Raw genomic sequence first — 25,603 nt, forward strand, 5'->3', positions numbered from 1 at the left:
CGTTATTCAATATTCGATATTAAGAAGTCAATTTTCCAATAAGTACCTGACAATAAGGTATCAATATCGAATCATGAATAACGAATATTGAATATTGAAGGAAAAACAAACCCTACAAAACCATGAAAAAAGCAACCTTTGCCCTGGCCCTGCTGGCGGGCGTCATTACCCTCATGAGCCTTTCGAATGCTGGCTCGAAACCCGGCAAATGGGTGTCACTGTTCGACGGAAAATCCACGAAAGGCTGGCACAGTTACCTGAAAGACAAGGCCATTGGCTGGAACATCGAAGACGGAACGCTGACGCCCGACGGCACCGGCGGTGACCTCGTGACGGACAAGGAATACGAGAATTTCGAGCTGGAGTTTGAGTTCAAACTGCCGCCCAAAAGCAACAGCGGGGTGGTTTACAAAGTGATCGAAGATCCGGCGAACAAGGCCACGTACTGGTCCGGCCCCGAATACCAGGTGATCGACGATACCGGCTACCAGTTGGGCGACGGTGCCAAACTGAAAGGCAGCCAGTTGACCGGTGCCAACTACGACATGATTGCGCCCAATGACCTGACCATCAACAAACCCGCCGGGCAATGGAACAAAGGCCGGATTGTGGTGAACAACAACCATGTCGAGCATTACTTGAACGGCAAGAAAGTGGTGGAATACCATTACGGCGGGGACGAGTGGCAGAAGATGGTGGCCGGCAGCAAGTTCAAAGACTGGAATTATGCCAAAGCCCACGCCAAAGGCAAAATCGCGCTGCAAAACCACAGCCCGAAAGAAGTGGTCTGGTATAAAAACATCCGGATTCGGGAGTTGTAGGATTTTAGAGGATTTGTTAACGGGTCGTTGCCGGGACGGTTTTTGAAACCGCCCGGCAACGACCCGTTTTTATAACGTAGAAAGAACCCTTACCCCAGAAACGCCTGAATTTTGTCCCGGTAATTGCGGGTCCATTTCAGCGTCTGCCCCAGCTTGAGGTGAACGATGTAATCGCCGTTGAAATGCGTTTCCACTTCCTGAACGTAGGCCAGATTGACAATGTGTGAGCGGTGCATCCGCACAAACTGGTTCGGATCGAGTCGGGTTTCGAGCTTCGTCAGGCTGTCGTACACGATGTGTTTGCCGGTGGCCGTGTGCAGGGTGATGTAATTGCCGTCCGCATCCAGGTACTGCACGTCGTTCAGATTCACGAAATACATCCGGCCCTGCTCCTTCACCAGCACCCGCGACAGGTACTCGCGCGGGGGTGTGGGTGTGTGCGCACTGAGCAGTTGGGCCAGCAGGGCCTCGATTTTGGGCTGGTTCTGGTTGTTGAGCCGCTCGATGGCCCGGCCCAGCGCCTGCCCGAAGCGAATCTCGTCGAAAGGCTTGAGCAAATAATCGATGGCGTTGACTTCGAAAGCCTGGAGGGCATACTGATCGTAGGCCGTCGTGAACACCACCGTCGGCTGGTGGTCGGGCCAGACTTTCCGCAGCACGCTGAAACCGTCGAGCCGGGGCATCTGAATGTCGAGAAAAATCAGGTGCGGGCGGTGAAGCAGAATTTTCTGCACAGCCTCCAGGCCATTGGCCGCTTCGTCGACCACCCGGAGCATGGGCGTGTCGGCCAGCAACGTACGGATCACCTCGCGGGCGGCCAGTTCGTCGTCAATGATGAGCGTGTGATACGGGTTCATGGGATACCGTTGAATTTAACAAGGAACACTGGCAGGGAATCCGCAAGCTGACGGTGGTGGTGCCCCCCGGCGGCTGATCGAACTGCATCGTCGCCTGTTCGCCGTACGCTTTCTCCAGCCGCGAAAGGGTGTTGGACAGGCCCAGACCCATCCCGGACGTATCGTGCAGTTGTTCCTGACCCAACCCATTGTCGAACACCTGAATTACGACGGTATCGCCAAGCCGTTGCGCCGTGATGCGAATCAGCGCGCCCTCGGTGAGGTCGGCAATACCGTGGGTGATGGCGTTTTCAACGATGGGTTGCAGAATCAACTGCGGCAACAGGCATTCTTCCGCTTCAGGCGCAATCTCATAGTCGACCATCAAGCGGTCTTCAAAACGAATTTGCTGGATCGACAGGTACTGCCGGGTCAGCGTCAGCTCATCGCGCACCGAGATGAAGTTGGCTTGCTGACGGACCAGCACGCTCCGGAGCAGGTCGCTCAGCGTCGTCACCATCAGGGCGGCCCGGCGGGTCTGGTTCCGCAGCATCAAACTGACCACCGTATGGAGCGTATTGAACAGAAAATGAGGATTTAACTGCATTTTCAACGCCTGCAACTGCGCATTGGCCAACTGGCTCTTGAGCTGTTCATTAACCAGTTCGGCCTGCAAATGTTGCTGTTTCAGCGATTGCAGTTGGTAGACGTGCGTCAACACGGTATAACAAACCACCAGCAGCATGTACTGGGCAAACGCGTTGCCAAAACTCAGGAAAAAAACCGTCATCACCCGCCGGACGGTGATCACCTTTCCCTGCTCGTGGGCAATAGCGGCCCCCAGCAGCAGGTGTTCCACCACCAGTTCGATCCCATACAACACCGCAGCAATCAGCAGATGTGTCAGCACCTGGGTGATGAACCGGCTGGCACGCTGGGTTTTGAGGAGCGAAAACCGCTGGGCGCAGAAAATGATCAGGGGCGTTGCACCCCACCAGTACAACAACTCGATGAGCCAGTAGAGCGTGTCGGTGAAATACAGCCGGGCATTGGGCGTGAGCAACCAGACCATAGCGGCCTGACCATACCAGATCAGCGAAAAAAAACTCCAGTAGAAAAAACTGTACCACCAGAACTGGCGGACGGTCAGCGGCAGACCCGAAGTCTGCAACAAGCGATCGATGGTGAATTTCATGTATGAACAGAACAACGATAGCCGGGTCCCGGGCGGCTCTCTTTAAAGGCAAAGCAATTTTTCTTACACTCCTCCCTTTCTTTTAAACAAATACACGGCAACCCGTGCGGGTTGCCGTGTAAAACCGGGTAGAACGACTACCCTACTGAACAATCAAGTGTTTCGTTATCAGCGTTTTTCCCTCCAAAACTACCAGATAGGTCCCACTCCGCAGATTCCGAACCGGCACGGTTATTTCAGTAGCATGTTCGGCTACATCGGCGGTATACACCACCACGCCAACGTGATCTTTCAACACCACTTTCCGAACCTGGGTATCCACAAAATTGTAGCGAACCAGCACCTGTTCCTGACCCACCACCGGGTTGGGGTAAATCATAATGCTTTCACTGGCGTCACTCAGCGTTGCTGAATAAGTCGTTTTGCATTGGCTGACGAGGTCGGTGACCACGACGGAATACGTACCCGCCGGAACTTCCCAGATGTTCAGGGTGGTGGCACCATTGGACCACTCGTAGGTATAGATACCACTCCCGCCCGTAACGTTCAGGTTGATGTAGCCCTTGCCGTTTAGGTAGCTGACGTTGGCCGTGACTTCCGGTGCCGAACCGGACCCTTCCAGCGTCACCTCTTTTTCAATCTGAAAACCGCCCTCGCCTTCTACTTTGATGCGGAAGGTCCCCGGCACCAGCCCGCCAAACTCGGGGTTGTTGATCCCGGCCGGATTCGGCTCACCGTTGATGTAGTATTTATTATTCCCACCCGAACCCTTCACGGCGGTTACCCGGATTTTTCCGTTGGGCGCGCAACTGGGGTTCTCCGGGGTCAGTTCGATTCCGGGAATGACGATGGTGTAGGACGCCGTCGTGCTACAGCCCGTAGCCGCATCGCTCACCTCCACCTGGTACGTGCCGTCGAGCACTTCCCACAGATTTTGGGATTCCGATCCTTCCGACCATTTGTAGATGTAAATTCCACTGCCACCGGTAACATTCAGATTAATGTACGCTTTTTCATTTTCGATACTGACCTCCGCCTGAACGACCGGTTTTTCGCCCTTGTCCTGCACGGAAACGGTTTTGGCCAACCGGAAATCGCCGTCGCCCGTAACCACAATCTCGTAATCGCCCACAGCCAGGTCGCTAAAAACCGGCTGGTCGGCCCCCGCCGGATTCGGTTTTCCATTGATGGCATACTTCGTGTTACCTCCCGAGCCGGTAACATTTTGTACCTCAATCCGGCCATTGGGTTTACACGTCGCGTCGGTCACCACAAAGTCCGCGCTGGCGGTTCCTCCCGTTGCGGTTATGGATGCTTCGATGGTACAGCCGCTCACCTGATCCGTCACCGTGACGCGATACGTACCGGGCGTTGCGTTGGTCAGATCTTCCGTCGTACCGCCATTCGACCAACGATAGCTGTAGGAACCGCTACCGCCCGAAACGGTCAGATCCAGCGTCGTCTGGTTCTGCACAATGGCCGCCGACAGCGGATTGGTGCCCCCACCGACGGGTACGTTTTCGTAATACAGAAAACCGTCGTTCCCCTCAATTCGTAAATCGTATTTTCCGGGGGCCAGATTGCTGAAAACCGCTACATGCGCCCCGGCCGGATTGACCACGTTGTTCAGGTAAAACGTATACCCCGAAACCGCTTCACTGCCGTTGATGGAAACCACCCGAATGGCTCCGGTAGAACCACAGGCGGCATTTTGCGTCGTCAGTTTGACATCCGCAACGTTGCTGCCCCCCGCTTCGATGTCATCGACCCAGAAATCATAGGCCTTGTCCAGTCCGGTCGACAGAAAACCGATCCGCGTTACCTGTTTCGTATCAATTTTGTCACCCGCCAGCAGCGCGCTCATCGGAACCCGAACCCGCTGGTAATCACCGGTAAAACCCGTCACATACCCTCCTCCGCGCACCGGCACGGGCGAGGTGCTGGCGGCAGAGCGATCTTTCAGAAACACCTGAAAATCGAAGTTTTCTCCGGGGTTGCTGACTTTCACGTAAAACGTTACGTAACCCTTGGTGCTCAGGTCTTTGATGGCTTCGTCGTTGGTATTTTCGTTCCAGTCCCAAACCATCGCGGCAAAACCGTTGTCGGCCATATCGAAGTGCATTTTCATGCTTTTGGGAGCCTTGTTGCCGTTGGCTTCATCGACCACGCAGGTCGTCACCGCATTGAGCGTGGTCGGTTTTCCGGTATTCACCACATCGCCATCCCACAGAACCACGGAACTGGCTGGCTCATTCACCGTGAACTGAACCGACGCATCGGCGGAGTTACCCTCGGCATCCACAGCCGCGATGTTGAGTTGCTTTGCGCCTTTGACAACGCCCGACGGAACCGTTACCGTAGCCGCATACCGGCCATTTTCGAGCGTCATGGCCTGTTTATTGGTAAGCCCCAGCGGAGCCAGATCGACGGTTACCGTCCGCAGATTGTTGTCCGGATCGTCTACCTGGGCAAAAATCGTAACGGTCGTTTTCCCATCGGCATATCCGGCGGTCGGCGTAATCCCCGTTTCGCGGATAACGGGTTGCAAAACCGGGTTGGAATACGGTAACACCCGCACGTCGTCGATCCACACATCGAACGGTTTCTGGGCCGTGTTGCAGTTAAAATTCAACTGCCAGATCTGTCCGAGATCAATTTGCGAGTCGGTCGTGAAGGCCGACAGCGGAATTTTAACCCGCGTATAGCCACTGGAATTCAGCGAACCGAGGTAACCGCCCTGCTTCAGCCACACGGTATTGGAGGTGTGCAGTTGCGCCGTGGCATCCCGCAGACTCACTTCGATATCGGAATTTTCGGGCGCATTCGATTTGAGGGAGAACTCCAGGGCTCCGAAATCCCGGATGTCCCGGGCGTCGGCAGGATTGTCGTTATCCGTTAGCCGCCAGGTCATGGTGTTGTAGCGGTTATTGGCGTGTTCGAAGTGCATGAACAGACTGCCCGGCTGATGCTGGCCACCGGTTTCGCGCCGTTCTATTTTTGCATTTCGCGCCTGCGTATCACTCGGATCGTAGTAAGACCCGCCGGTGCCCCGCTTGATTTCGTCGCCATCCCAGATCACGGTTTCCGCCGTCCGCTTGATGACCCGGTACGAAACGGCGGCTTCGGCGGTGTGATTGGCCGCATCCTTCGCGGTAATTTTAATGGATTTCGATCCGGCCGCGGTTCCGGCGGGCACCTGAACCGACAGGCGATACAACCCCGCTGCCGTCGCACTGGGGGTAAATGCCACGGCAGTACCACCGCCCAGCGGACTCAGATCGGCCGTTACACCCGCGAGATCATTGTCGCCATCGGCGACTTTGGCCGTCAGTTCAAACGTTGCCGTCCCGTCGGAATAGCCCGCCGACGGATTGATCGTCGTTTCGGTGATGTCGGGATAAATGGCAATATTTTCTTCCGACAAAACGAAATGGCAGGCCGTCAGCGCTGGCAGGACGTATTCGAAGGTATTGTCGTTGATGGTCCGAACACTTTTCAATTGTTTCAGCACCGGGCTGGAATTGTCGAACGCCCAAACCGTCGCACTTTTGTATGACCGGCTGCCGCCGATGGTAAACGTGGCGGTTATGGGGCCATCCTGGTTTTTGCTGAGGGCCACGACGTGCAGTTTCGAATCGTCGCTGCCGTTGATGGCCGCAAAAACCGAGGTATTGACCAGATCACCCGTACTTGATTCCACCGAAGTATCGCCAAAGTGACCACCCTGCCCGTCGTAGTTCCGGTACAGGTCAAAGCCCGATTTGATAAAATCCACGACGCCACCCCAGTAGGTAGCCAGGTAAACGCCCTGCTTGCCAAAAATCCCCAGCGCGTCGGCCTGGGCAATTCCGCCGGAAGCGTGCGTCAGCCCCATGTAGCTGTATTCGGTAATGGCCAGTTTCGTTCCCGGATAATACTGTGCGATGTGCTGGTGCATTTTGGGCAGAAAAGGCAAAAATAGTTGCCGTTTGACCGGATCATCGCTCACGAACGTCCCCTCATTATACGTCGGGTCCCACAACGAACGGGTCATGGCCATGCGGGCGGCATTGTTGGCGTAGTCGGTCCGGTTGTCAGTCGGGCGAAGGCCGTCATTTCTCCGTTCCGGATACCAGTGTACGTCCAGCACGTCGAGCAAACGCTTTCCGCCCTGCTGCTCTTTTTCCCGCATTTTCCCCAGGTACAAATCCAGAAAAATGGGATAATTGCCCTTTTCCTGGTCCCAGTCAGGCGCAAACTGCAGGTTTTCAAACTCCGAGATCCCAAACGATGCGGGGCCAAAAACTTCGGCGGTGGGGTCCATTTCCTTGATGCGCTGGGCCAATTCAAAGGAGTTGTCCATCAGGTAGCGAACGCTGACCGGCGTTGTTCCCCACATCCGGCTGTGGGAGCTGGCCCATAAGCCCGGTTCGTTGTCCAGCGCATAGCCCCGAACACCCCGGGGTGTATTGCTCCGGCCAAAGTGGTGTTGCAGGTAATTTAGTTCCTCGTCCACGTACACGTCGCCATCGTTGACATCGGGCAGCAGAGTGAACGGGCTGGGTTTACGGTATTTGACGGCCGCCCAACGGCTCGACGGGGCGGCCTGTTCCGGCGTAACGGCCCCGTTTTTATCCTTCGTCACGTATTTCGCCATGGGAAGCGTCACCAGCGAGTAAGCGTTCTGGTTCAACGACCGCTGGTGAAACGTCGACAGGGCAGCTCCCGGAACATCGTACTGATTTTCAGGCACATTCTGTTGTCCGGGGACGTAGTTATCACTTTCGTGAAACCAGTCGAAACCGGCGTTCGACGCATTGTTTTCCCAGTTGTAGTTCGTAATGCGGTTGCCGCCCAGCCGTTTGGCGGTCGCGTAGGGATACTGGTCGTTGGTGCCGTAAATCAGCGGGCTGATTGGCTTGCGGGAATTTTGTGGATTGATGCTAAAATTGACACGGGTCTGGCTGTAGGCGTATCGACTTAACAAAATGAGCATGAGGCCTAACAGGGAAGACTTCCAGAAAAGCCTCGGTTTCAGAAGCCGGAAGCTCCGAAACCGGTTGTTGTTTACAGGTTGTGGCACGGTGGTAAATGATAAGTGAATAGTGGACTTGTTTTGTTGTTATACTGAACGTCCGGACGAAGGGTCAAAAAAGAGATTGAGCCGGTTATTTATCAGACAAAATACAGCATCTGAAATCCGGGGATTAAGCACAAATGGCTGAACTGGATTTTCTATTATTCAAACGGGGGTTTGTAGCGGATGAAAAGAAGGGAGGGTGCGGCTTCGGCTCTCAGACCGGTTCCGGAAAACAAGTTATAGTACCACAAACCGTAAAATTCCGTATCTTCCCCCCAAAATTCCTAAGCCTTCATGAAAAAGTACTTCATTCTCCTGACCGGGTTTCTGCTCGCCTTTACGCCCCCTACCCGCGAACCCATCGGCAAGGAAATGGCAGCCGCCGTGACCTCCTTCCTGAAAACCCTGGATGAAGAGCAGCGCAAACTGGCGCTCTATCCGTTCAACGATGATGAGCGGTTTGTGTGGTATTACACGCCGGTTCCGCGCAAAGGGCTGTCGATGAAAAAAATGACACCCGAGCAGCAAAAAGCCGCCATGGCCCTGGTGAAACTGGCCATGAGTGAACAGGGATTTGAGAAGACAGCGGCCATCATGGACATGGAAAATGTGCTGCGCGTACAGGAAAACCGCCCGCCGAACGACACCCACCGCGATCCAATCAACTACTTTTTCACGTTTTTTGGCGAACCGAACAGCAAGGAACCCTGGGGCTGGCGGCTCAATGGGCACCATTTATTGTGGCAATTTTCGTCGCTGACGGGCAAAATATCGGGCATGACACCCACGTTTCTCGGCAGCAATCCGGACATCGTTCGGGTCGATGTCCCCCAGAAAGGCAAACAAATTCTGAAACAGGAAGCCGAATTGGGGCTGGCGCTGGTTAACTCCCTGAACAGCGACCAGTTAAAGATGGCCCTCATGAGTGAAACCTCCCCCCAGGAAATTTTCTCCACCAACGTTCGGAAAGTATCCATCGAAAAAATGGAGGGCATTCCGTTTCCGAAACTGACGGAAAGCCAGCAGAAAACCTTTCTGACGTTGCTGGATACCTACCTGAACAACTACCACGTGACGCTGAAAAATCAGCAGATGGACAAGCTGAAAAAAATCGGCCTGGACAAACTGGTGTTTGCCTGGGCGGGCGACCGGCAACCCGGTTTTGGTCCCGGCAAAGGCCAGTATTACCGCATTCACGGCCCCACACTGCTGATCGAATACGACAATGCGCAGAATCAGGCCAACCATACCCACACCGTAGTGCGGGATTTAACCAGTGACTTTGGCGAAGATGTGCTGGCGGAACATTACAAATCGCAGCACAAATAAAAGACGACAGTAAAGTCAACGCGTATAATCCCGTAGGGATGGTCAATGTTGTAGCCTGTTGATGGACAACCAGTGCCAGTAAGTCAGCCACTTGCCGCTTATTTTATCCATGATTCAGGGTATTACGAAACCGGCGGCAGCAATTTTCCGGGGTTCATTAGGTTGTTGGGGTCGAGGGCCTGTTTGATGGCCCGCATCACGTCGAGGGCTTCGCCGTGTTCCTGAGCCAGATACGCCAGTTTCCCGATGCCAATCCCGTGTTCCCCCGAACAGGTTCCTTCCAGCGCCAGCGCCCGCTGCACCAGCCGCTTGTTCAGGGCTTTGGCTTTTTCAAACTGGCCGGGGTCTGCGGGGTCAATCGGGATGGTGAGGTGAAAATTGCCGTCGCCCACGTGTCCGAGAATGGGAGCAAAAAGTCCGGTTTCGGCCAGATCAGCTTGCGTATCGACAATGCACTGAGCCAGCCGCGAAATCGGTACGCACACATCGGTCGACATCATACTGGAACCGGGCACCATCGCCAGGGCGGCCGGGGCGGCATCCGTCCGGGCCTGCCATAATTTCAGGCGGGCGGCTTCTTCCTGCTCCCAGATCAAATCAGTCCCCTCGAACCGACTCGCAAAAGCCTCTACGCGCTGGATCTGTCCTTCGATTTCGGCCGGGGAACCGTGAAATTCCAGAAATAACGTCGGTTTTTCGGGATACCCGAGACCCGAATACCGGTTGACGGCCTGCATCATCAGCGCATCCAGCAACTCAATTTTGGCAATCGCCACGCCAGCCTGAATCGTTTGGATGGCGGTATTGACGGCAGCTTCCACATCCGGAAAGGAGCAAACAGCCGCATAGATGGCCTCCGGGTAGCTGTGCAATTTCAGGGTCAGTTCGGCCAGAATCCCCAGGGTGCCTTCCGAACCGATGTAGAGCCGGGTGAGGTCATAACCGGTCGAGGATTTTCGGGCCTTACTCCCCGTTCTGATCACCTGGCCGTCTGGCAATACCACCGTTAGCGACAGTACATTGTCTTTCATGGTTCCGTAGCGAACCGCATTCGTTCCGGACGCCCGGGTGCTGGCCATACCGCCCAGCGTGGCATTGACGCCGGGGCCGATTGGAAAAAAGAAACCGCTGCCTTCCAGCCAGGCATCCAGTTGATTTCGGGTCACTCCCGCCTGAACCGTAGCGCACCGATTGGCCGCATCGACTTCCAGAATCTGATTCATCAACCGGAGATCGACACAAACGCCCCCTTTCAGCGCCAGAACGTGGCCTTCCACCGAGGTTCCGGCACCAAATGGAATGATGGGAAGCTGATGTTCCTGGCAAAGTCGGACGATCGCGGCAATTTCTTCCGTCGTCTGGGGATAAACCACCCAATCCGGTGGCTGACAAGTGTGGTAACTAAACCCGGCTCCGTGTTGCTTCCGGATTTCCGGTTGGTCCGTCACCCGGTCGCCCAAAAGAGCCTGTAGCGCCGAGGAAACGCGTTGTCTGAGCAGATCGTCCATGCGGTTTTAGTCGAAATCAACTTTTTTTCTGCGTTCCTTGACTTCGCCCCTTTTTTTCTTCGCCACCAGTTTTTCTTCCCGCGACGCCTTCGTCGGCCGGGTGGCTTTCCGGGGCTTTTCTTTCTCAAACGCCTTGCGGATAAGCTGGTAGAATTTTTCGGTAACCTTGTCGCGGTTGCCCAGTTGTGTTCGTTCGGTCTGGTGATAGAGCACCAACACGCCTTCGGTCGTAATTTTATTGACCAGTTTTTCGAGCAAAACCGCTTTTTCTTCTTCCGTCAATACTGTCGAGTTGGGAATGTCGAAGTATAATTCCGCTTTTGTTGCTACCTTGTTCACGTTCTGACCGCCTTTGCCCCCACTGCGGGCAAACTGGAATTGTAATTCGGGGTATAGTCGGGTTGGGTCCATGTTCTGCAAAAACTTGACAAAGCTACAAACAATCCCCGATACCAACGGTTCAGTTTACAGGAATACGACATAGCATTCGAGCAAAATGGAGCCCCAAAACGATTTTTTAGACAGCCTTCCCAAAACAAGCGAACTGCTTGAAAATACGATCGATACCCTGACCGACGGCATTGATCCGGAAACGGGAAAGGCCGACACCAACCTGCTTCAGAAATGGGTCGACATTCTGAAACAGAATGAAAACACGCAGCCACTGGGTGAAAAACTGTCGGAGCTGAGCGATGCCCTGACCACTAAATCGCCGGATCAGGCTACGACCCAGCGTCTCCTGAATGAAATTGCCGACGATACAACCGAATTCGCAACCCAAGTGGGGCCTGAAGGGGAACTTCCTCCACAATTGGAAGCGCTTGCTGCAGCTTTGCGTAATCTAGCCATTCAGCTTTCGTAAGGCGGTTTTAGAGGTCAATCTGCATCCTGATGTTCGACCGCTGGTAAGGTGACGGGCGGGATTCGACTTTGTAAAATCCCACTTTTTTATACAGTTCCAACGCAGGTGTCAGGCTGGTGTTCGATTCCAGATACACTCGTTTGGCCCCCATTTGCCGGGCCATTTCCAGGGCATGTAAGCATAGTTTCTTCCCAATCTGTTTACCTTGTGCTTCCGGTGCTACGGCCATCTTGCCGAGTTCATAGATTTCGTTGCTGTTTTTCAACAGCGCACAGGTTCCCACAATTTCGTTACGATACCGGGCAAAAAATACGCGTCCACCTCTGGCAATCACGTACCCTTCCGGGTTGCTCAAAGCCCGAATATCGGGTTCTTCTACTTTGAAATACGTCTCAATCCAGGCCAGATTCAATTGCTTGAACTGTTCGCGATAGGCCGGATCGAAATCAATGATTTCCACTTCGTCGAGCTGTTTCATTGTTTCTTCCATTGCGAAAATGAGGTTATGACGCTGGTTGTTCATTAGTTTGGTATTTAATTCACTGATCGTTGGTGTTTGGGGATAGATGATAGGAACACTGATTGGACGGATGGAACAGATTTTCACGGATAATATCAGTTTAAATCTGTTCCATCCGTCCAATCAGTGTTCCTATCTTAAATTCCAGTAAATCAGCAGATTCAGCGTAGCCCGGCCGGATGCAATCAAGTCCAGATCACCGTCACCGTCTAAATCGGCGGCCTGCAGGTCTTCGGCCGCCATCATCACACTGTCATCCAGAACGTGTTCCTGCCAGGTCTGCAGCGTTTTATCCGGCACAAAAAGGCGCACACCTACTTTCTTTTCGGCATTCGGATTGCGCCAGCCGACGGCAATCTGGTCGACGCCGAGTTTCAGGAAGTCCCCGCAGGCCAGCGCGTGTCCCTGACTCAGTTTTTCGGTCAGCGTTTGTTGAACACCGTACATTAGCTTGTCGGGCGCATCGGCAATCGGGCCATTTTTATACACCACGAGTTTGTTGCCGTGCATGGGTTCGACAGCGGCCACAAAGGGCATTTTAGCAGCCTGAAAACCCCGGCGCACCTCCCCCATACCGTTTCCGGCCCCAATCCAGCGATCCACGGGCGTCCATTGTCCACTTCGATACGACACCGTTTTTCCGCCTTCCTTGCTGCCAATCAGCATCCGGGTTTCATTGCCATCTTCCCAGATCTCAAAGTTATGGGTCATATGCATCGTTGAATCGACCAGTTGCATCCGCCACGGATCGCGGGGATTTTTCGGTTTTTCGTACCCCAAAATCCGCACACCCCGCCCCTCACCGTTTTTGTTCCCCAACCCGTGCAAAGGCACCACAATCAGTTGGTACCGGTTGGGTGCCACTCTGGCCCAACGCATCCGGTGGGTCGTCACTTCGTGGTGCAGCCGAACGGCTTCCCAGATTTGGGTCGGATCGTTCGGGCGAATCAGGTAAAAAACCGCCCCGGATTTGGTAGAATCGTTGGTTTCAGACGGGTTCCAGCCCGCTCCGACCGCCACTTCTACTTTGCCATCGCCGTCGATGTCGCGGGCAGCCAGGCAGACGTTATCCTGCGGGGTCAGATTCTGCGCCATGACGTGCCGTGGCCAGGCGTCAGACGGTTTTCCCGGGTTGCGGTACCAGACAATTTCTTTCTGGTCAGCCATCAGAATGTCCGGTTTTTTGTCGCCGTCGACGTCACCGATGGCCAGTCCGTAGCCAATATCAATCTGATTATCAACCACCTGAATCTTGAAATTGGGATTTTGGGCGTAGAGCGGCCCGGCAAGCAGAAAAAATGCAGCTATTTTTTTCATGGGAAGAAAGGCAGGGTTCGTAGATAGACCTTTCTTCAATATTCGGCATTCACCCGGCAATAATCAACAGTTCCAGCCTATTCCTTTTTTCCGCTCCAGCGCTCGCCCAATCGCAGCACTTTATAGGGCGTCTGATGCCGCTCCGCTTCGTGAACAAAATGGGCGGGATCTTCGGTATTGAATTCAAACAGGTGGTAATGATGCGGAATAACCAGACCGGCCCCGATTTCCTTTCCCAGGCGGGCGGCTTGTTGCGGATTCAGGTTTCCGGCCACGCGTCGTTCGGGTTTGTTGCCGTTGATGGGCAAAAAGGCCACATCGATTTGATACGGTTTTAGCGTTTCGGCCATCCCGTCATACCACAGCGTATCCCCACTGTGGTACACCGTCCACGGTCCGGCCTGCACCACAAACCCCATGAATTTGCAATGGCCTTGATCGTCGCGCTCCAGGCTGTTATGAGCCGCCGGAACGCCGTGGAACGTAAAACCGGCTACCTCGGCGGTTTCGCCGTCGTTCAGACCGATGGGAAGACCGGGTTCGCGTTTGATCCGGTCGGCTACAAAAGACCGGTTGGCTTCCGGAATGACAAACTGGATTGCCGGATTGGCATTGAACAACGGAGTTAAGGTCTCCGCGTCCAGATGATCGGTATGGTTATGACTCGACGTGACGACATCGATCCCGGTGAGTTGGCCCGGATCAACGACTTGTTCCGACATCCGAACGTGCGGCTTGTCAGTTTGAGCGTATTTAACCGACAACGAATCGGACAAATACGGATCGAACAACAGCCGCCGATCCTGCCATTGCAGCAAAAAACCGCTCTGCCCCAACCACCAGATATGGAGCTGATCGGGTTGGGAACGGGCGTTTTCCAGATCCGAAAGAAAGGTCTGGTCTTTTTGGAAAGCCGGGATTAAATCGTTCATACAATGGATTTTCAATCAATATTACGCTCATAAAACCCACCCTCACCAGCAACGGTTTTCGGGTCAAACCGGCGACGTAGCGAACTCGGTATTGAACACCGGTTTTCTACCCCAAGCGCACTTTTTTGGCGCCAGCTACCATATTCGTCAGTTTCTGGCGGGCGGCCCAACGGGCGGTCTGGCTTAATCCACAATCGGGAGCAACGGCCAGTTTTTCGGCGGGAATGTATTTCAGACACCGCTCAATGCGCTCAATCACGTCTTGGACGGTTTCGATGTAGTAATTCTTCACGTCGATAATGCCGACAGCCACGTCCATTTTCCGGGCAAATTCCGCAATCAGTTCAATTTCGTCAAACTCGCGATTGGCCATTTCAACGTGCACCTCATCGACGGCCAGATCCAGAAAATCCGGCAGCATTGGGTGAATTTTCCGGTACCCCACCGGTCGCCCCTTGAAATTTCCGAAACAGAGGTGCGTCGACAGGCGACACTTCCCAACGACCGGTGCCACCGTCCGGTTAAAAATATCGACAAATCGCTTCGTGTCCTCCTTGTAGGCGTAACACGACATTGACGGCTCATCGACGGTGATTTCCGTACAGCCTGCCGCCACCAGATCTTCCAGTTCCTTCCGGACAAACGGCAGCAGGGCTTCCGTGATGTCGTAGCGATCTTTGTAGCGATCATTTGGCAGCATCCGGCCACTGAGCGTATACGGCCCTGGAATCGAAGCCTTTAGCGTGGGGCCAGCCGGCGCCAGCTTCTTCAATCGTTCAAATTCCCGGACGGCTCCCAGCCCTTTCGGCGCAGTTAATTCTTCCACAATGGAGTGCTTGCCGCGCTGGTCGTGGGCGGGTGGGCCAAATTTACGCGTCTCCGAATGGTTGGGTTGCAGGCCTTTGATGTAGCCATAAAACGACAGATTGAAGTCCAGCCGGGTTTGCTCGCCATCAGTAATTACGTCCAAACCCGCGGTGGTCTGGTCGTGAACAGCCGCTACGACGGCATCTTCGATCATTTCCTCAATGTCGGCCTGACCAAACTGGTCGAGGTTCTGGGATGCAAATTCTAGCCAGCCCGGAAACGGGTAGCTGCCGATGACGGTGGTGCGGATGGGATTGGGTTGCATGTGTAAAGTCGTTTAGGGGTATCAATAAATACATTTTGAAAATAGGCCGCCAGATCCAGTCTCCGCAAATCATCGCGAAAGGTGGTCAGGAGCCACATCAGGCCCGGTTTTCCGCCGTACGACTGCCAGTAGGTGTTTCGGGCAGCATCCATGCCCACGGTAATCTGATTTGGAAATTCGGGCAGCAGATTTTGTAAAAGCGTATACGTCCAGTTTTGCTGATCCGGCTTCCAGCGAAAACCGCTGTCGTATTCGACCCGAACACCGGTTTGCAAAACCGCCCGATTGTAGGCAATGTCTTTGTACCGATCGACATGCGAGAGTACCACATGCTGCAAATCTGCTCCCAGTTTAGCGAATAATTCCGCCTGAGCGAGGGCATGTTTGCCTTCGTTTGTATGGGTCAAAATCGGAATACCGGTTGCCCGATGCGCATTGACTACGGCCCGAAAAACCGTCTCCTGGTGCTTGGTGAACGGTTCGTCGCCCGTAGCCAGTTTGATCAGACCGGCTTTGTGCGGGGTTCGTTCGACGACTGGCCCGCTGTAGTCAAACGCGTCGATTCCTTCTTCGATATCGGCCATAAACAGACGCGTCAACTGATCTTCCGAATACCGGTAGCGCCAGTGGTCAGGCGGGTAATACGTCTCCAGATGAAGCCCTGTTGGCGCCAGAATCTGCATACCGGTTCGGCGCGAAACGTCTGCGAGTTTCAGCACATTGCGGCCGCAGTTGGCGGGCATCGCGTCGACCATCGTCCGTCCACCGGCGTCATACACCCGCTGTACTTCCTCCGAAATTTTGTTGATGTCATTCAGCAAAAAATCCGGGTTGCCGCGCGTCGGAAAGCTTTCGTCGATCACCACATGCTCGTGCGAATACGTGATTCCCAATTGCTCCGGATCAATGTCCCCCAAAACCGTTCTAACAAAGCTCATCGTTTCCAGCCATTTCTTGTTATATCGGCCATCGCATCCGGCAGTTCCAAAACCGCCCCAATATTGTATAATTTCTCCTGCAACAAACTGACAGTAAGCTGATTAGCGGCTTCATCACGCGCCAGTGATTGCACAGCCGCCAGCCCCGCAGCCTGGCCCATCGACATGGTCTGCGCCATCGACCGGCACGACGCGTGGGCATCGTGGGTGGCCGAAAAACACCGCCCCACCGCCCAGACCGACTGGCTGCTTTTGGGCACAATCGTACCGTAGGAAACGCCGTAAATGCCGTCGCCGGGAATGTATTCCCAGTGCGTTTCGTCTTCTCCATTGAGGCCCTGACGGTGGTCCTCGATGGGCGCTCCGCAGAGAAAAATCCGGTCAGATGGCAATTTGCCCGACAAACATTCCTCCTTCGTCAGGCGGTGTTCGCCGTAGACGCGCCGGGTTTCACGAACGCCAATCTGGTGCGACAGCCCAATGATGTTCGACTGCTCAAAACCAGGTACGGCATCCCGAAAAAAGTTTTCGTAGACAAACGCCTGCCGTCGCCCTTCGACCTCAGCCTGCGTCAGTTCGTCCGTTTTCAGGGCTGACAAACCGCTCACTTTCACGGCCACCGTCGAGATGCAGCCTTTCGCGTTCATCTCATGGGCCGAGCCTTTTTTCCGGGGTAAGCGATGATGACCGGTTTCGACGGCCATCCGCATTTGCTCCCCCAGCATTTTCTTGCCGCCTTCCCGCTCGTAGCGCTCCAGATCGACGTTGCTCATCCGAAACGTGGTGGTCATGCTCTGCGCCGGTTCGTTTTCGCCCGCCGTTTCATAGGCAAAACCAGCCAGATGGCAAAAATCGGCATCACCCGACGCGTCAATAACCCGTTTTGCCAGCACCTTGCAAAAACCGGCTTTGTTCCAGAAAATACAGGCATAGCGCTCTCCTTCCGGACTCACATCCACCAAAGTCGTATGAAGCACATACCGAATACCGCTTTGCAGAATCAACTGATCCCAGACGAGTTTTAACCGTTCCGGGTTGTAGTTGACGCCCGTTCCGGCTCCGTAGGTATTGGGACGCAGAAAAACAGCCCCGGCTCTATCCAGTTCATTCACGACGCGGTCGGGCCAGCCCCCCACGACTTTGCGGGGTGTGGAACCGGGTGTAAAAAAACCGTAAAAGGTGTCCAGCATCTGCGTGGAGGTTCCGCCCGGAAAACCGTAGCGTTCCACCAGCATCACCGAAAACCGCCTTGCTTCGGCAGCCGCCAAAGCAGCCACGCAACCCGCCGACCCGGCCCCAATAACCAGGATGTCGGTTTCTGCCAGCAACGGTATGTGGGAATGGTTTAAGAATGGATGCATGTGACGGGTACGGACGGCCAATCTGCGGCTAGCATATTCCGGTTTTTGAATTTAGACTCCAAATTTCTGACGGATGACGTCACGGCTCATTTTCAGGCTGTCCCGAATGGGCCGGGTTGGTTTAAAACCGGGGGGAAAAGCCAGCTCAACGGTGATATCACCCGCAAACCGGTTTTTCTTTAATTGCCGGGCCACAGCTCCCCAGTCGGCAATGCCTTCGCCCAGAGCCTCCGACCGGGTTCCCGTCCAAAGGTGGTCCCGCAGGTGGAGATAAACGATTTTATCGGAAAATTTTTGCAGGAACGTCAGAACGTCCACTTTGGCCTGAAACAGCCAATCCAGATCGGGTCCCAGAGCGATGTCGGGTACGCGCTGCAAGGTGTTTTGCAGATCATACAAATCATCGGCTACTTCGTAAATGTGGTTGTGCAGATTGGGAACGACCTTATTCTTCCGGCAAATTTCCTGAATTTGTTTCAGGGTTTCGGCCTGAACATCGAACTGCTCGGGCGTTTTCTTTTTCGGGGTACTACCGACCGAGATGCCCAGCGTTCGGCCACCCAGTTTACCCAGACGTTCGACCACCTTCTCGGCATCGTCCAGAATCTCCGTCTGTTTGCTTTTATCCCACATCGGCTGGCTATACGAGGCACCGATGACGGCAACCCCGCTCTTCCGGGAACTGTCGCCAATCCGGCCGACGGCGTCATCGTGCCGCAAGTTGACTTCCATCAACTCGACGGCTTCAATGCCGGCATATTTTGCGTCCGAAAACACCTGATCCAAAACCGGAAAGCAATCATAAGCGGGCTTGTCCGATGAATAAATCCAAACGTGCAGGCCAACGACGGGTTTGCGATCGACGGTGGAAAAAACATCCGGTGTAGCCAGCGCCAGGGTGCTGGAAGCAAGAAAGTCACGACGGTTCATAGGACTCCATTCAAGGTTTTTGACGTACTTTTTAGCGAACAAAGGTCTTTTTGCCAACCTCGGCATACAACTTCGCCAGCCGGTGCGCGTGTTCGTCATAGGCGGATTCAAACAGTTCGGTGGCCCGTTCAGCACCGACCAGGGCGGTGGCCGTCAGCACTTTAGGCGGTTGACCGGCTTCGGTCAGCAAACGCGCCAGTTCGGCTTTGATGCTGTTCACGATCAACGCGCCCCCGACCGTGCTGCCGGGTGCCACCGGTGTTTCCAGTCCCGGAACCGTCACCATCGCATCGCCAACGGGTGCGCCGGTGTCCAGAATCAGGTCGGCGAAATCGCTCAGTTTCAGGCCGTCTTTACGTTTGCTGGTGCTCTGGTCCGAATGTTCTTTGGTGATGAGGGCCACCACTTTCACGCCCCGTTTCTGAAACTCTTCCGCCATTTCAATCGGGACGACGTTGCAGCCACTCGATGAAATGATCAACGCCGTATCCTGTTCTGAAAGATCGTAATTGCGCAGAATCCGCTCGGCCAGTCCGGAGACATTTTCCAGAAACATCGCCTGCCGCTGGCCGTTGGCCCCCACAACCAAATTGTGAAAGGTAAGCGACAATTCGACAATGGGATTGAAACCCGGAAACGAACCGTAGCGCGGCCACATTTCCTCAACCATGATCCGGCTGTGTCCTGAGCCAAAGACATGCACCATCCGACCCGCCAGAATCGTTTCGGCAAACCACTGGGCGGCCTGTTGCAGTTGTGATTTTTGCTCCTCGACCGTGTCGATCAGTTGGCGGCATTTTTCTAAATACGTTGCTATCATACAAGCTTTTGATGGATCTCCGAACTTATTAAATCACAAAACCAGCGGCCCCGATGGCCCCGGCCCAATCTTCAAAATGGGCTTTGCGGATGGCGGTTTTCTTACCGGCCGGTCGCCATTCGAACACCGCCAGAAAGGCTTCCAATGGATTGAACAAAGCCTCCCCGGCCTGCGTAATTCCCCCGCCCAGCACGATCACTTCCGGCGAAAAAGCATTCGCAAAACCGGCGATGGTAACAGCCAGTTGCCGAATGGACGTCAGCCAGACCAGCGTGGCCAGCGGTTCCCGTTGCCGGTAGGCATCGACCAGTTCCTGCGTGGTCTGGTACGTGCCATACGACCGGCGAAAAACCGTCGCGTTGCCGATCGCATCTTCCAGACTGGCCGGTATCTGCGTAATATCCAACTGGTTGCTGTCGGCATTCACCGACACATGACCCAAATGACCCGCCATCTGGTAATAGCCCTGGTACAGATTTCCGTCGATCAGCAACCCGCCCCCAACACCTGTTCCCAGGGTTAGCATTAAGGCGTTCCGAATGCCTTTCGCGGCCCCAAACCGGGCTTCCGCCATCAGGGCCGCGTGGGCGTCGTTCAGCACCCGCACCGGCACGCCCAGAAACGACGACCAGACAAAGCCTTCCAACCCCGGCAGTCGGCCCGGCATGCACGCAATGGCATCGTTGGCCGGGGTTGGCAAACCGGGTGCCGACAATCCCACGCCCGTTACCGGTTCGGGCGTAGCGGTTTTCAGTTGCTGGTATGTATCGGCAACGGCCTGTTTCCATTGTCCGTCCTGCCCATCGTTGGTCGGGCAAACCACGCGGTGCAACACCGCGCCGGTTTCGACGTCGATCAAAACGCCTTTGATGCGGGTACCGCCAATGTCGATGCCGATTGCGTTCATTTATAAATTGGTTTACGGTTTTTAGTTTACGGTGTTCGGTTTATGGTGGCTGACGCGAGAATACGGATGCGTCAGCCACCGTAAACCGAATACCGAACACCGAATACCGTCCTTAATATTGACCCTCGCTGACGCTCCAGCCGCCGTCGACAGACAGCACCTGACCCGTCGTGTAGCGGGAATAATCTGACATAAAATAGATGGCCGCGCCGTCTAAATCCGTGGGCTGGCCGATGCGACCGCCGTCCAGGGGTTGCTTGGTGGCGACAAATTTCAGGATGGTCTCGTCGGTGGCGGCTCGCTGGGCCATCGGCGTTTCGACCAAACCGGGCGCCAGCACGTTCACGCGGATGTCGTGGGGCGCGTAATAGGCGGCAATCGATTTGGTAAAACCGATAATCGCGGCTTTGGTGGCGGCATAGGCGTGGGTCGAAAAGTATTTCGGCGACGGCGAATAGCCCAGCACTGATCCCATGTTCAGGATCGTTCCGCCGGTATTCTGCTCCTGAAAAGCACGGATAGCCGCCTGGTTCGATAGCATCAGCGAGGTCAGATTCAGTTCGAAAGTTTTGTTCCAGCCTTCCAGCGTTAGCTGGTGCAACGGTCCGTCGCCAAACCGCCGGCCACTGCCGCCCGCAACATGATAGAGTCCGTCGAAACCGCCAAACTCTCCCTGACAAAGCGCAATGGCCGAAAGCGCCGTGGCCGGTTCGGTGGCGTCGCCGTTCAGCGCGAACCCGTAACCGCCCAACTGGGCTTCGGCCGCTTTGCAGCTTTCCTCATTCCGGCCCACCACCACCACCCGCGCACCCTGCGCGACAAAGGCGTGGGCCGCCGACAGCCCCAAACCTGTTGTTCCACCAATGACCACGATCCGTTTGTTGGCCAGCCAGAGTTGATCCATCCTGAAAAAATAAACGGTTAAACTACGAACGACGAAGGTATAAAGGCAATTTTAGTATTGCAACAACTTATTATAATAAGTTTCAGATTAAACAGATTTTCGTATACTTGTTCACCAACAACCTTTCTCTATGAACGATCGGCCCACCCGCATTCCCCAGTATCAGTACCTCTATGAATCATTACGCCAGCAGATTATCCGGGGCGATTTCAAATCGGGTGACCTGTTGCCTTCTGAAAAAGAACTCCAGAACCAGTTTCGCCTGACCCAGCCCACCATTCGGCAGGCGCTGGGGCTGCTGGTGCAGGATGGCTACATCCGCAAGCACCAGGGCAAAGGCAGCATTGTGCAGCCCCTGCCCATTGGTCTGGGCGTAATGTCCATTGTTGGGCGGCTGGCCAATACGGCCAACGCGAGCCGCACCGAGCGGATGACCACTGCCATTCTAACCAAACCGAAGTTGCATCCTTTCCCGGACGATTTTCTGTTTACGCCCACCGAAGACGATACGAAAGCCGGTTTTTATTTTCTGGAACGACTGCGGGCCGTGGAGGAAGAGCCGGTCTTTTTTGAGAAGATCATTCTGCCGAACCGCTATTTGCCCGGTTTTTCGCGTCAGCGGCTGGAAAACCGCTCGCTGTTCGATTTGTTACGAACCAAATACGGTTTGCTGGTGAAAGGCGGAGAGCAGAAAGTGCTGGCCGTGGCGGCTGACGGCGATCTGGCGCGGTTGTTAAGCGTTCCAATGGGCAACCCGGTTTTGCGGCTCGACAAACGGCTCGATACCAACCGGCCCGATTTCAGTTTTTATTCTTCGTTATACGCCCGAACGGATCGGTATATTTTGCACGGACGGTTCTGAGCGTCAGGCTGGCATGACAATCGTAAACGTAGCCCCGTGATCGGGCGCACTATCCGCCGTAATGATGCCGCCGTGGTTTTCCACTATTTTTTTGCAGATCGCCAACCCGATTCCGGTTCCTTCAAAGTCTTTCTTGGCGTGTAAACGCTGAAAAATGGCGAAGATTTTTGTGGCGTACCGGTTATCGAAGCCAATGCCATTGTCCGAAATTTTCAGCTCCAGATACCGCCGGGCTTTGGTCAGACCCGGTATCGAAACCTGGTTTGAGGATAAAAACCGGTGTGAAATCCGAATCACCGGGGGCGTGTCTTTCCGGGCAAACTTCAGGGCGTTTGTCAACAAGTTCTGGAATACCTGCCGAAACTGGGCCGCTACGACAGTAGCAACCGGCAGCCCATCGGATTCAATGCTGGCGTTTACCTGCTCGATCTGGTATTCCAGCGATTGAAGAACCTCCTCCAGTAGCCGCTGTAAACTCTGGTTTTCGAACGTCTGATCGGATGCGATCAGGGAAACCGACAACACATCACCAATCAGTTCGTGCATACGCTGGGCCGCGTCAATGATTTTCGACAAATACAGTTGTCCTTCTTCGCTGAGTTGGGTTGCCTGGCTCAGCAGTCGCTCGCCAAAGGTCATTATTTTCCGCAGCGGCTCTTTCAGGTCGTGGCTGGCGATGTAGGCAAATTCCTGCAAACTGGCGTTCGACTGTTCGAGTCGGCGGTTTTTCTCCTGTGCCTGCCGTTCAGCTTCCACTTTGTCCGTAATATCCAGCGAGATGTTCAGCACGTGCTCAACGTTTCCTTCGCCGTTGCGGTCGAAAATGGTACCGTACGTCTGAAACCACCGGTAGTGTCCATTTCGGTGACGCATCCGGTAGGTAAATTCCGCAACCTGTTCACTTTCAGCCCGTTCTCCGGACAGCCGATTGGCTTTTTCCAGTGCCCGGTTATTGTCTTCCACCAATTTGGGCAGGTCGTCAGGATGAAGGATGGTCATTAAGAAACTGGCACCCTCCTCCAGCACCTTGCGGGGTGAATAGCCCAGCAATAGTTCAATTCCCTGACTGACAAACAGATACTTCCCGGTATGGATGTTGTACGTCGCAATAATCGCGGGAGCGGTGTCGGTTATTTTCGCATTAAAATGGAGCTGTTCGTTGATGCTGGTATTTAACAAACTGATATACTGCGCCATCATCCGGCTTTGCAGTTCGAACGCATACCGATCCAGTTCCCGGATAATCTGAATAAATACCGACAAATCGGTGGTATAGCGCGGCAAAAAAACCGTCAGAGCCTGTTTCCGAACGTAACTGATGAGGCCCATATCGCTGGTGGCCACCTGGTTCCGGCCAATCATCGGTAGCTGATCCTGCGCCCAGCGCACCAAGGTCGCGTTGATGTTGGCAACCGTCCGGTTCTCGATGAACGCGGTCAACAATTGCGTAGTCGTTTTCACCGACAGCGCAAGAAGCTGATCTTCCGACAGGGACTTATAAAAAGCCAGCATCGGAAGATCGACTTCCCGGAACAAGCGAATAAACTCGGCCGCCAATTCATCGAGGTGGTGTTCCAGGAGGAATTGGGCAAAACCGGGCAGGTATTCGAAATCCAGTTCATCGGAACCGGATTTCAGGCTATTGAAAGGCACCGGCAAGGTAGTGGTGTTAGAAGTACCGATTCTCTAGGTCAAATCCCGCTCCGAAATCCGTCCGGTTTGCTTGTCCTTCAGGATCACTTTGTGACGGCCATCGTGCGTAACCTCTTCTTTGATGAGGTAAAATTCTTCGTCGTAATCGACCAGGGTCGATTCCTGCGTCAGCCCTTCGCGACCGCGCCAAACCGGCAGATTCACCGGCTCCCACTGTTTGGTTTCCGCCGACCGATAGGCGGCATCCAGAATGGCGTTCACCACGTAGCCGTCGTAGAACGTTTCGGCCGGTTCGCGCCCCTGGTCGGCCGCGTTGAACATGTCCGTGAACATGTGGTTGTAGCCCAAATCGTTCACTTCGTCGCCGACCGGGAACAGCCAGCCGGTGGTGCTTTCCGCTTTCTCGGCCACGTAATCCGCGCCTTTTCCGGTCGTGAACATCTCAAAACCGGTACGCAGGAAGTTGTTGATCCAGATGGTGCCTTCCGTGCCCATCACTTCATCGCGCAAATCCATCCCGCCCCGGAACGTCCAGCTTACTTCAAACTGCCCGATGGCGCCGTTTTCGTATTTCACCAGCGCAATCGCGTGGTCCTCGGCGTCGATGGGTTTCACCTGCGTGGCCGCCCAGCACATCACCTCAACGGGTCGGACGTCCTTGCCGATAAAATTCCGGGCAATCTCGACGCAATGGCAACCGAGGTCGAGCATACAACCGCCACCGGCCTGCTCCTTGTCCCAAAACCAGTCGCTGTGCGGTCCCGGATGCGTTTCGCGGGATTTGGCCCAGAGAATCCGGCCCAGTGCCCCATTCTTCACACTCTCCAGCGCTTTCAGGAATTTAGGCGTGTAGCAGAGGTCTTCCAGATACCCGGCAAAAATACCGGCTTCTTCCACGGCCTTCATCATCCGCAAAGCCTCGTCGGCGTTGCGTCCCAGCGGTTTGGTGCTCACCACCGCTTTTTTGTGTTTGACACACAGCATGACGGCGGCTTCGTGGATGTTGTTGGGCAGCGCAATGCACACCATATCGACTTCTGGATTGGCAATCACTTCTTCCATATCCGTCCCCCAGATGGAACAGCCGTAGTCGTTGGCAAATTTTTTAGCACTTTCTTCCCGGCGGGCGTAGATGGCAACCACCCGGTCACGTCCGCGTTGACCGTGGATCGATTCGGCATAAAACCGGCCAATGAAGCCGGAACCCAGCATGGCAATTTTTCGCATGTGTCGAAGGAAATTTAAGCGAATAAATTCAATCCTGCAAAAAATTTAGACAAGTCTAAATCTATTCTCTATATTTGTTAAAATGGTTACAGACGCAATCTACAACTTATTATAAAGAGCCATGTACTGGTTGCCGGTTTATCGACGAAAAATTGCCCGCGTCCTGCTGATTCTCTTCAGCCTGATGATGGTCAATTCGGTGGTTTTCCGGCACGCGCACAAACTGGCCAGCGGGCGGATTATCGTTCACGCCCACCCTTTCAAGCCCGTTGGCGACAGTCCCTACCAGCCCAATACGCACACGACCAACGAGTTAGTCTGGCTCGAAAACTTTACCAACGTTCTCTATGACGGCCTGACGCCGTTCGTATTTGCCTGCATCGTTCTGACCGCACCGGCCATCCAGCGGTTTTGGTCGGTTTATACGTTTCAGAGTGCGTACGTCTTCCCCTACTTCTCCCGCCGGGGTCCGCCGGTTGTCGGATGATCG

At 54.5% G+C, this 25,603-nt stretch carries 22 protein-coding genes; 5 read left to right on the top strand and 17 right to left on the bottom strand.

Annotation, left to right across the window (positions count from 1 at the left end; all coding sequences use genetic code 11):
• The first annotated feature begins 122 nt into the window (after positions 1-122).
• A complete protein-coding gene (locus FH871_RS26760; protein ID WP_138994484.1) occupies positions 123-821 on the top strand; it encodes a DUF1080 domain-containing protein in 699 nt (232 codons plus the stop codon).
• An 89-nt stretch (positions 822-910) separates the two neighbouring features.
• Here the strand turns inward: FH871_RS26760 and FH871_RS26765 are convergent, their stop codons facing one another.
• From FH871_RS26765 to FH871_RS26775, 3 genes are all read right to left on the bottom strand, one after another.
• Entirely contained in the window at positions 911-1,678 is a 768-nt protein-coding gene (locus tag FH871_RS26765; protein ID WP_138994485.1) for a LytTR family DNA-binding domain-containing protein, read from the bottom strand.
• A complete protein-coding gene (locus tag FH871_RS26770) occupies positions 1,650-2,852 on the bottom strand; it encodes a sensor histidine kinase (RefSeq protein WP_229317603.1) in 1,203 nt (400 codons plus the stop codon). The genes FH871_RS26765 and FH871_RS26770 overlap by 29 nt, the downstream gene beginning before the upstream one ends.
• A gap of 142 nt (positions 2,853-2,994) precedes the next feature.
• Positions 2,995-7,914 (bottom strand): glycoside hydrolase family 44 protein, encoded by a 4,920-nt coding sequence (locus FH871_RS26775; protein WP_138994486.1) that lies wholly within the window; start codon positions 7,912-7,914, stop codon positions 2,995-2,997.
• 291 nt (positions 7,915-8,205) lie between these two features.
• Between FH871_RS26775 and FH871_RS26780 the strand changes: the two genes are divergently transcribed.
• The gene (locus FH871_RS26780; RefSeq protein WP_229317610.1) at positions 8,206-9,240 is read left to right on the top strand and encodes a DUF3500 domain-containing protein; all 1,035 of its coding nucleotides are present in this window, start codon (positions 8,206-8,208) and stop codon (positions 9,238-9,240) included.
• A gap of 122 nt (positions 9,241-9,362) precedes the next feature.
• On the opposite strand, the gene FH871_RS26785 is transcribed toward FH871_RS26780, so the two are convergent.
• Together FH871_RS26785 and arfB are read right to left on the bottom strand one after the other, a co-directional pair.
• Entirely contained in the window at positions 9,363-10,748 is a 1,386-nt protein-coding gene (locus tag FH871_RS26785) for an FAD-binding oxidoreductase (RefSeq protein ID WP_138994487.1), read from the bottom strand.
• A gap of 6 nt (positions 10,749-10,754) precedes the next feature.
• Complete coding sequence (arfB, locus tag FH871_RS26790) at positions 10,755-11,159, bottom strand: alternative ribosome rescue aminoacyl-tRNA hydrolase ArfB (protein WP_138994488.1); 405 nt, start codon at positions 11,157-11,159, stop codon at positions 10,755-10,757.
• Positions 11,160-11,244: 85 nt separating this feature from the next.
• On the opposite strand from arfB, the gene FH871_RS26795 reads away from it, so the two are divergent.
• Positions 11,245-11,610, top strand: a complete 366-nt coding sequence (locus tag FH871_RS26795; RefSeq protein ID WP_138994489.1) for a hypothetical protein — start codon at positions 11,245-11,247, stop codon at positions 11,608-11,610.
• A gap of 7 nt (positions 11,611-11,617) precedes the next feature.
• Here the strand turns inward: FH871_RS26795 and FH871_RS26800 are convergent, their stop codons facing one another.
• From FH871_RS26800 to FH871_RS26845, 10 genes are all read right to left on the bottom strand, one after another.
• Positions 11,618-12,100, bottom strand: coding sequence for a GNAT family N-acetyltransferase (locus FH871_RS26800; RefSeq protein WP_171062964.1), 483 nt, complete (start codon positions 12,098-12,100; stop codon positions 11,618-11,620).
• Between the two features lie 162 nt (positions 12,101-12,262).
• On the bottom strand, positions 12,263-13,447 hold the full coding sequence (locus FH871_RS26805; RefSeq protein WP_138994491.1) for a VCBS repeat-containing protein: 1,185 nt from the start codon (positions 13,445-13,447) through the stop codon (positions 12,263-12,265).
• Positions 13,448-13,524: 77 nt separating this feature from the next.
• Positions 13,525-14,379 carry an MBL fold metallo-hydrolase gene (locus FH871_RS26810; RefSeq protein ID WP_138994492.1) on the bottom strand — a complete coding sequence of 285 codons (855 nt, stop codon included), beginning with the start codon at positions 14,377-14,379 and terminating at the stop codon, positions 13,525-13,527.
• Between the two features lie 106 nt (positions 14,380-14,485).
• Positions 14,486-15,511, bottom strand: a complete 1,026-nt coding sequence (locus FH871_RS26815; RefSeq protein WP_138994493.1) for a methionine synthase — start codon at positions 15,509-15,511, stop codon at positions 14,486-14,488.
• Positions 15,451-16,449 (bottom strand): phosphotriesterase, encoded by a 999-nt coding sequence (locus FH871_RS26820; protein ID WP_138994494.1) that lies wholly within the window; start codon positions 16,447-16,449, stop codon positions 15,451-15,453. The genes FH871_RS26815 and FH871_RS26820 overlap by 61 nt, the downstream gene beginning before the upstream one ends.
• Complete coding sequence (locus tag FH871_RS26825) at positions 16,446-17,810, bottom strand: FAD-dependent oxidoreductase (protein ID WP_138994495.1); 1,365 nt, start codon at positions 17,808-17,810, stop codon at positions 16,446-16,448. Before FH871_RS26825 ends, FH871_RS26820 begins: the two co-directional genes overlap by 4 nt.
• 51 nt (positions 17,811-17,861) lie before the next feature.
• Complete coding sequence (locus FH871_RS26830) at positions 17,862-18,740, bottom strand: sugar phosphate isomerase/epimerase (protein ID WP_138994496.1); 879 nt, start codon at positions 18,738-18,740, stop codon at positions 17,862-17,864.
• 31 nt (positions 18,741-18,771) lie between these two features.
• Complete coding sequence (locus tag FH871_RS26835; RefSeq protein WP_138994497.1) at positions 18,772-19,560, bottom strand: sugar isomerase domain-containing protein; 789 nt, start codon at positions 19,558-19,560, stop codon at positions 18,772-18,774.
• 28 nt (positions 19,561-19,588) lie between these two features.
• The gene (locus tag FH871_RS26840; protein ID WP_138994498.1) at positions 19,589-20,467 is read right to left on the bottom strand and encodes an ROK family protein; all 879 of its coding nucleotides are present in this window, start codon (positions 20,465-20,467) and stop codon (positions 19,589-19,591) included.
• Between the two features lie 112 nt (positions 20,468-20,579).
• Complete coding sequence (locus FH871_RS26845) at positions 20,580-21,371, bottom strand: SDR family NAD(P)-dependent oxidoreductase (protein ID WP_138994499.1); 792 nt, start codon at positions 21,369-21,371, stop codon at positions 20,580-20,582.
• A gap of 130 nt (positions 21,372-21,501) precedes the next feature.
• Between FH871_RS26845 and FH871_RS26850 the strand changes: the two genes are divergently transcribed.
• Positions 21,502-22,233, top strand: a complete 732-nt coding sequence (locus tag FH871_RS26850; protein ID WP_138994500.1) for a GntR family transcriptional regulator — start codon at positions 21,502-21,504, stop codon at positions 22,231-22,233.
• Between the two features lie 3 nt (positions 22,234-22,236).
• Here FH871_RS26850 and FH871_RS26855 read toward each other — a convergent pair whose 3' ends face one another.
• Complete coding sequence (locus tag FH871_RS26855; RefSeq protein ID WP_138994501.1) at positions 22,237-23,886, bottom strand: ATP-binding protein; 1,650 nt, start codon at positions 23,884-23,886, stop codon at positions 22,237-22,239.
• Positions 23,887-23,919: 33 nt separating this feature from the next.
• Entirely contained in the window at positions 23,920-25,113 is a 1,194-nt protein-coding gene (locus FH871_RS26860; protein WP_138994502.1) for a Gfo/Idh/MocA family protein, read from the bottom strand.
• A 121-nt stretch (positions 25,114-25,234) separates the two neighbouring features.
• Here FH871_RS26860 and FH871_RS26865 point away from each other — a divergent pair, with 121 nt between their 5' ends.
• Positions 25,235-25,600 (top strand): hypothetical protein, encoded by a 366-nt coding sequence (locus tag FH871_RS26865; protein ID WP_138994503.1) that lies wholly within the window; start codon positions 25,235-25,237, stop codon positions 25,598-25,600.
• The last annotated feature ends 3 nt before the right edge of the window (positions 25,601-25,603 follow it).

The organism is Larkinella sp. C7, from assembly GCF_006149005.1.
GTDB lineage: Bacteria > Bacteroidota > Bacteroidia > Cytophagales > Spirosomataceae > Larkinella.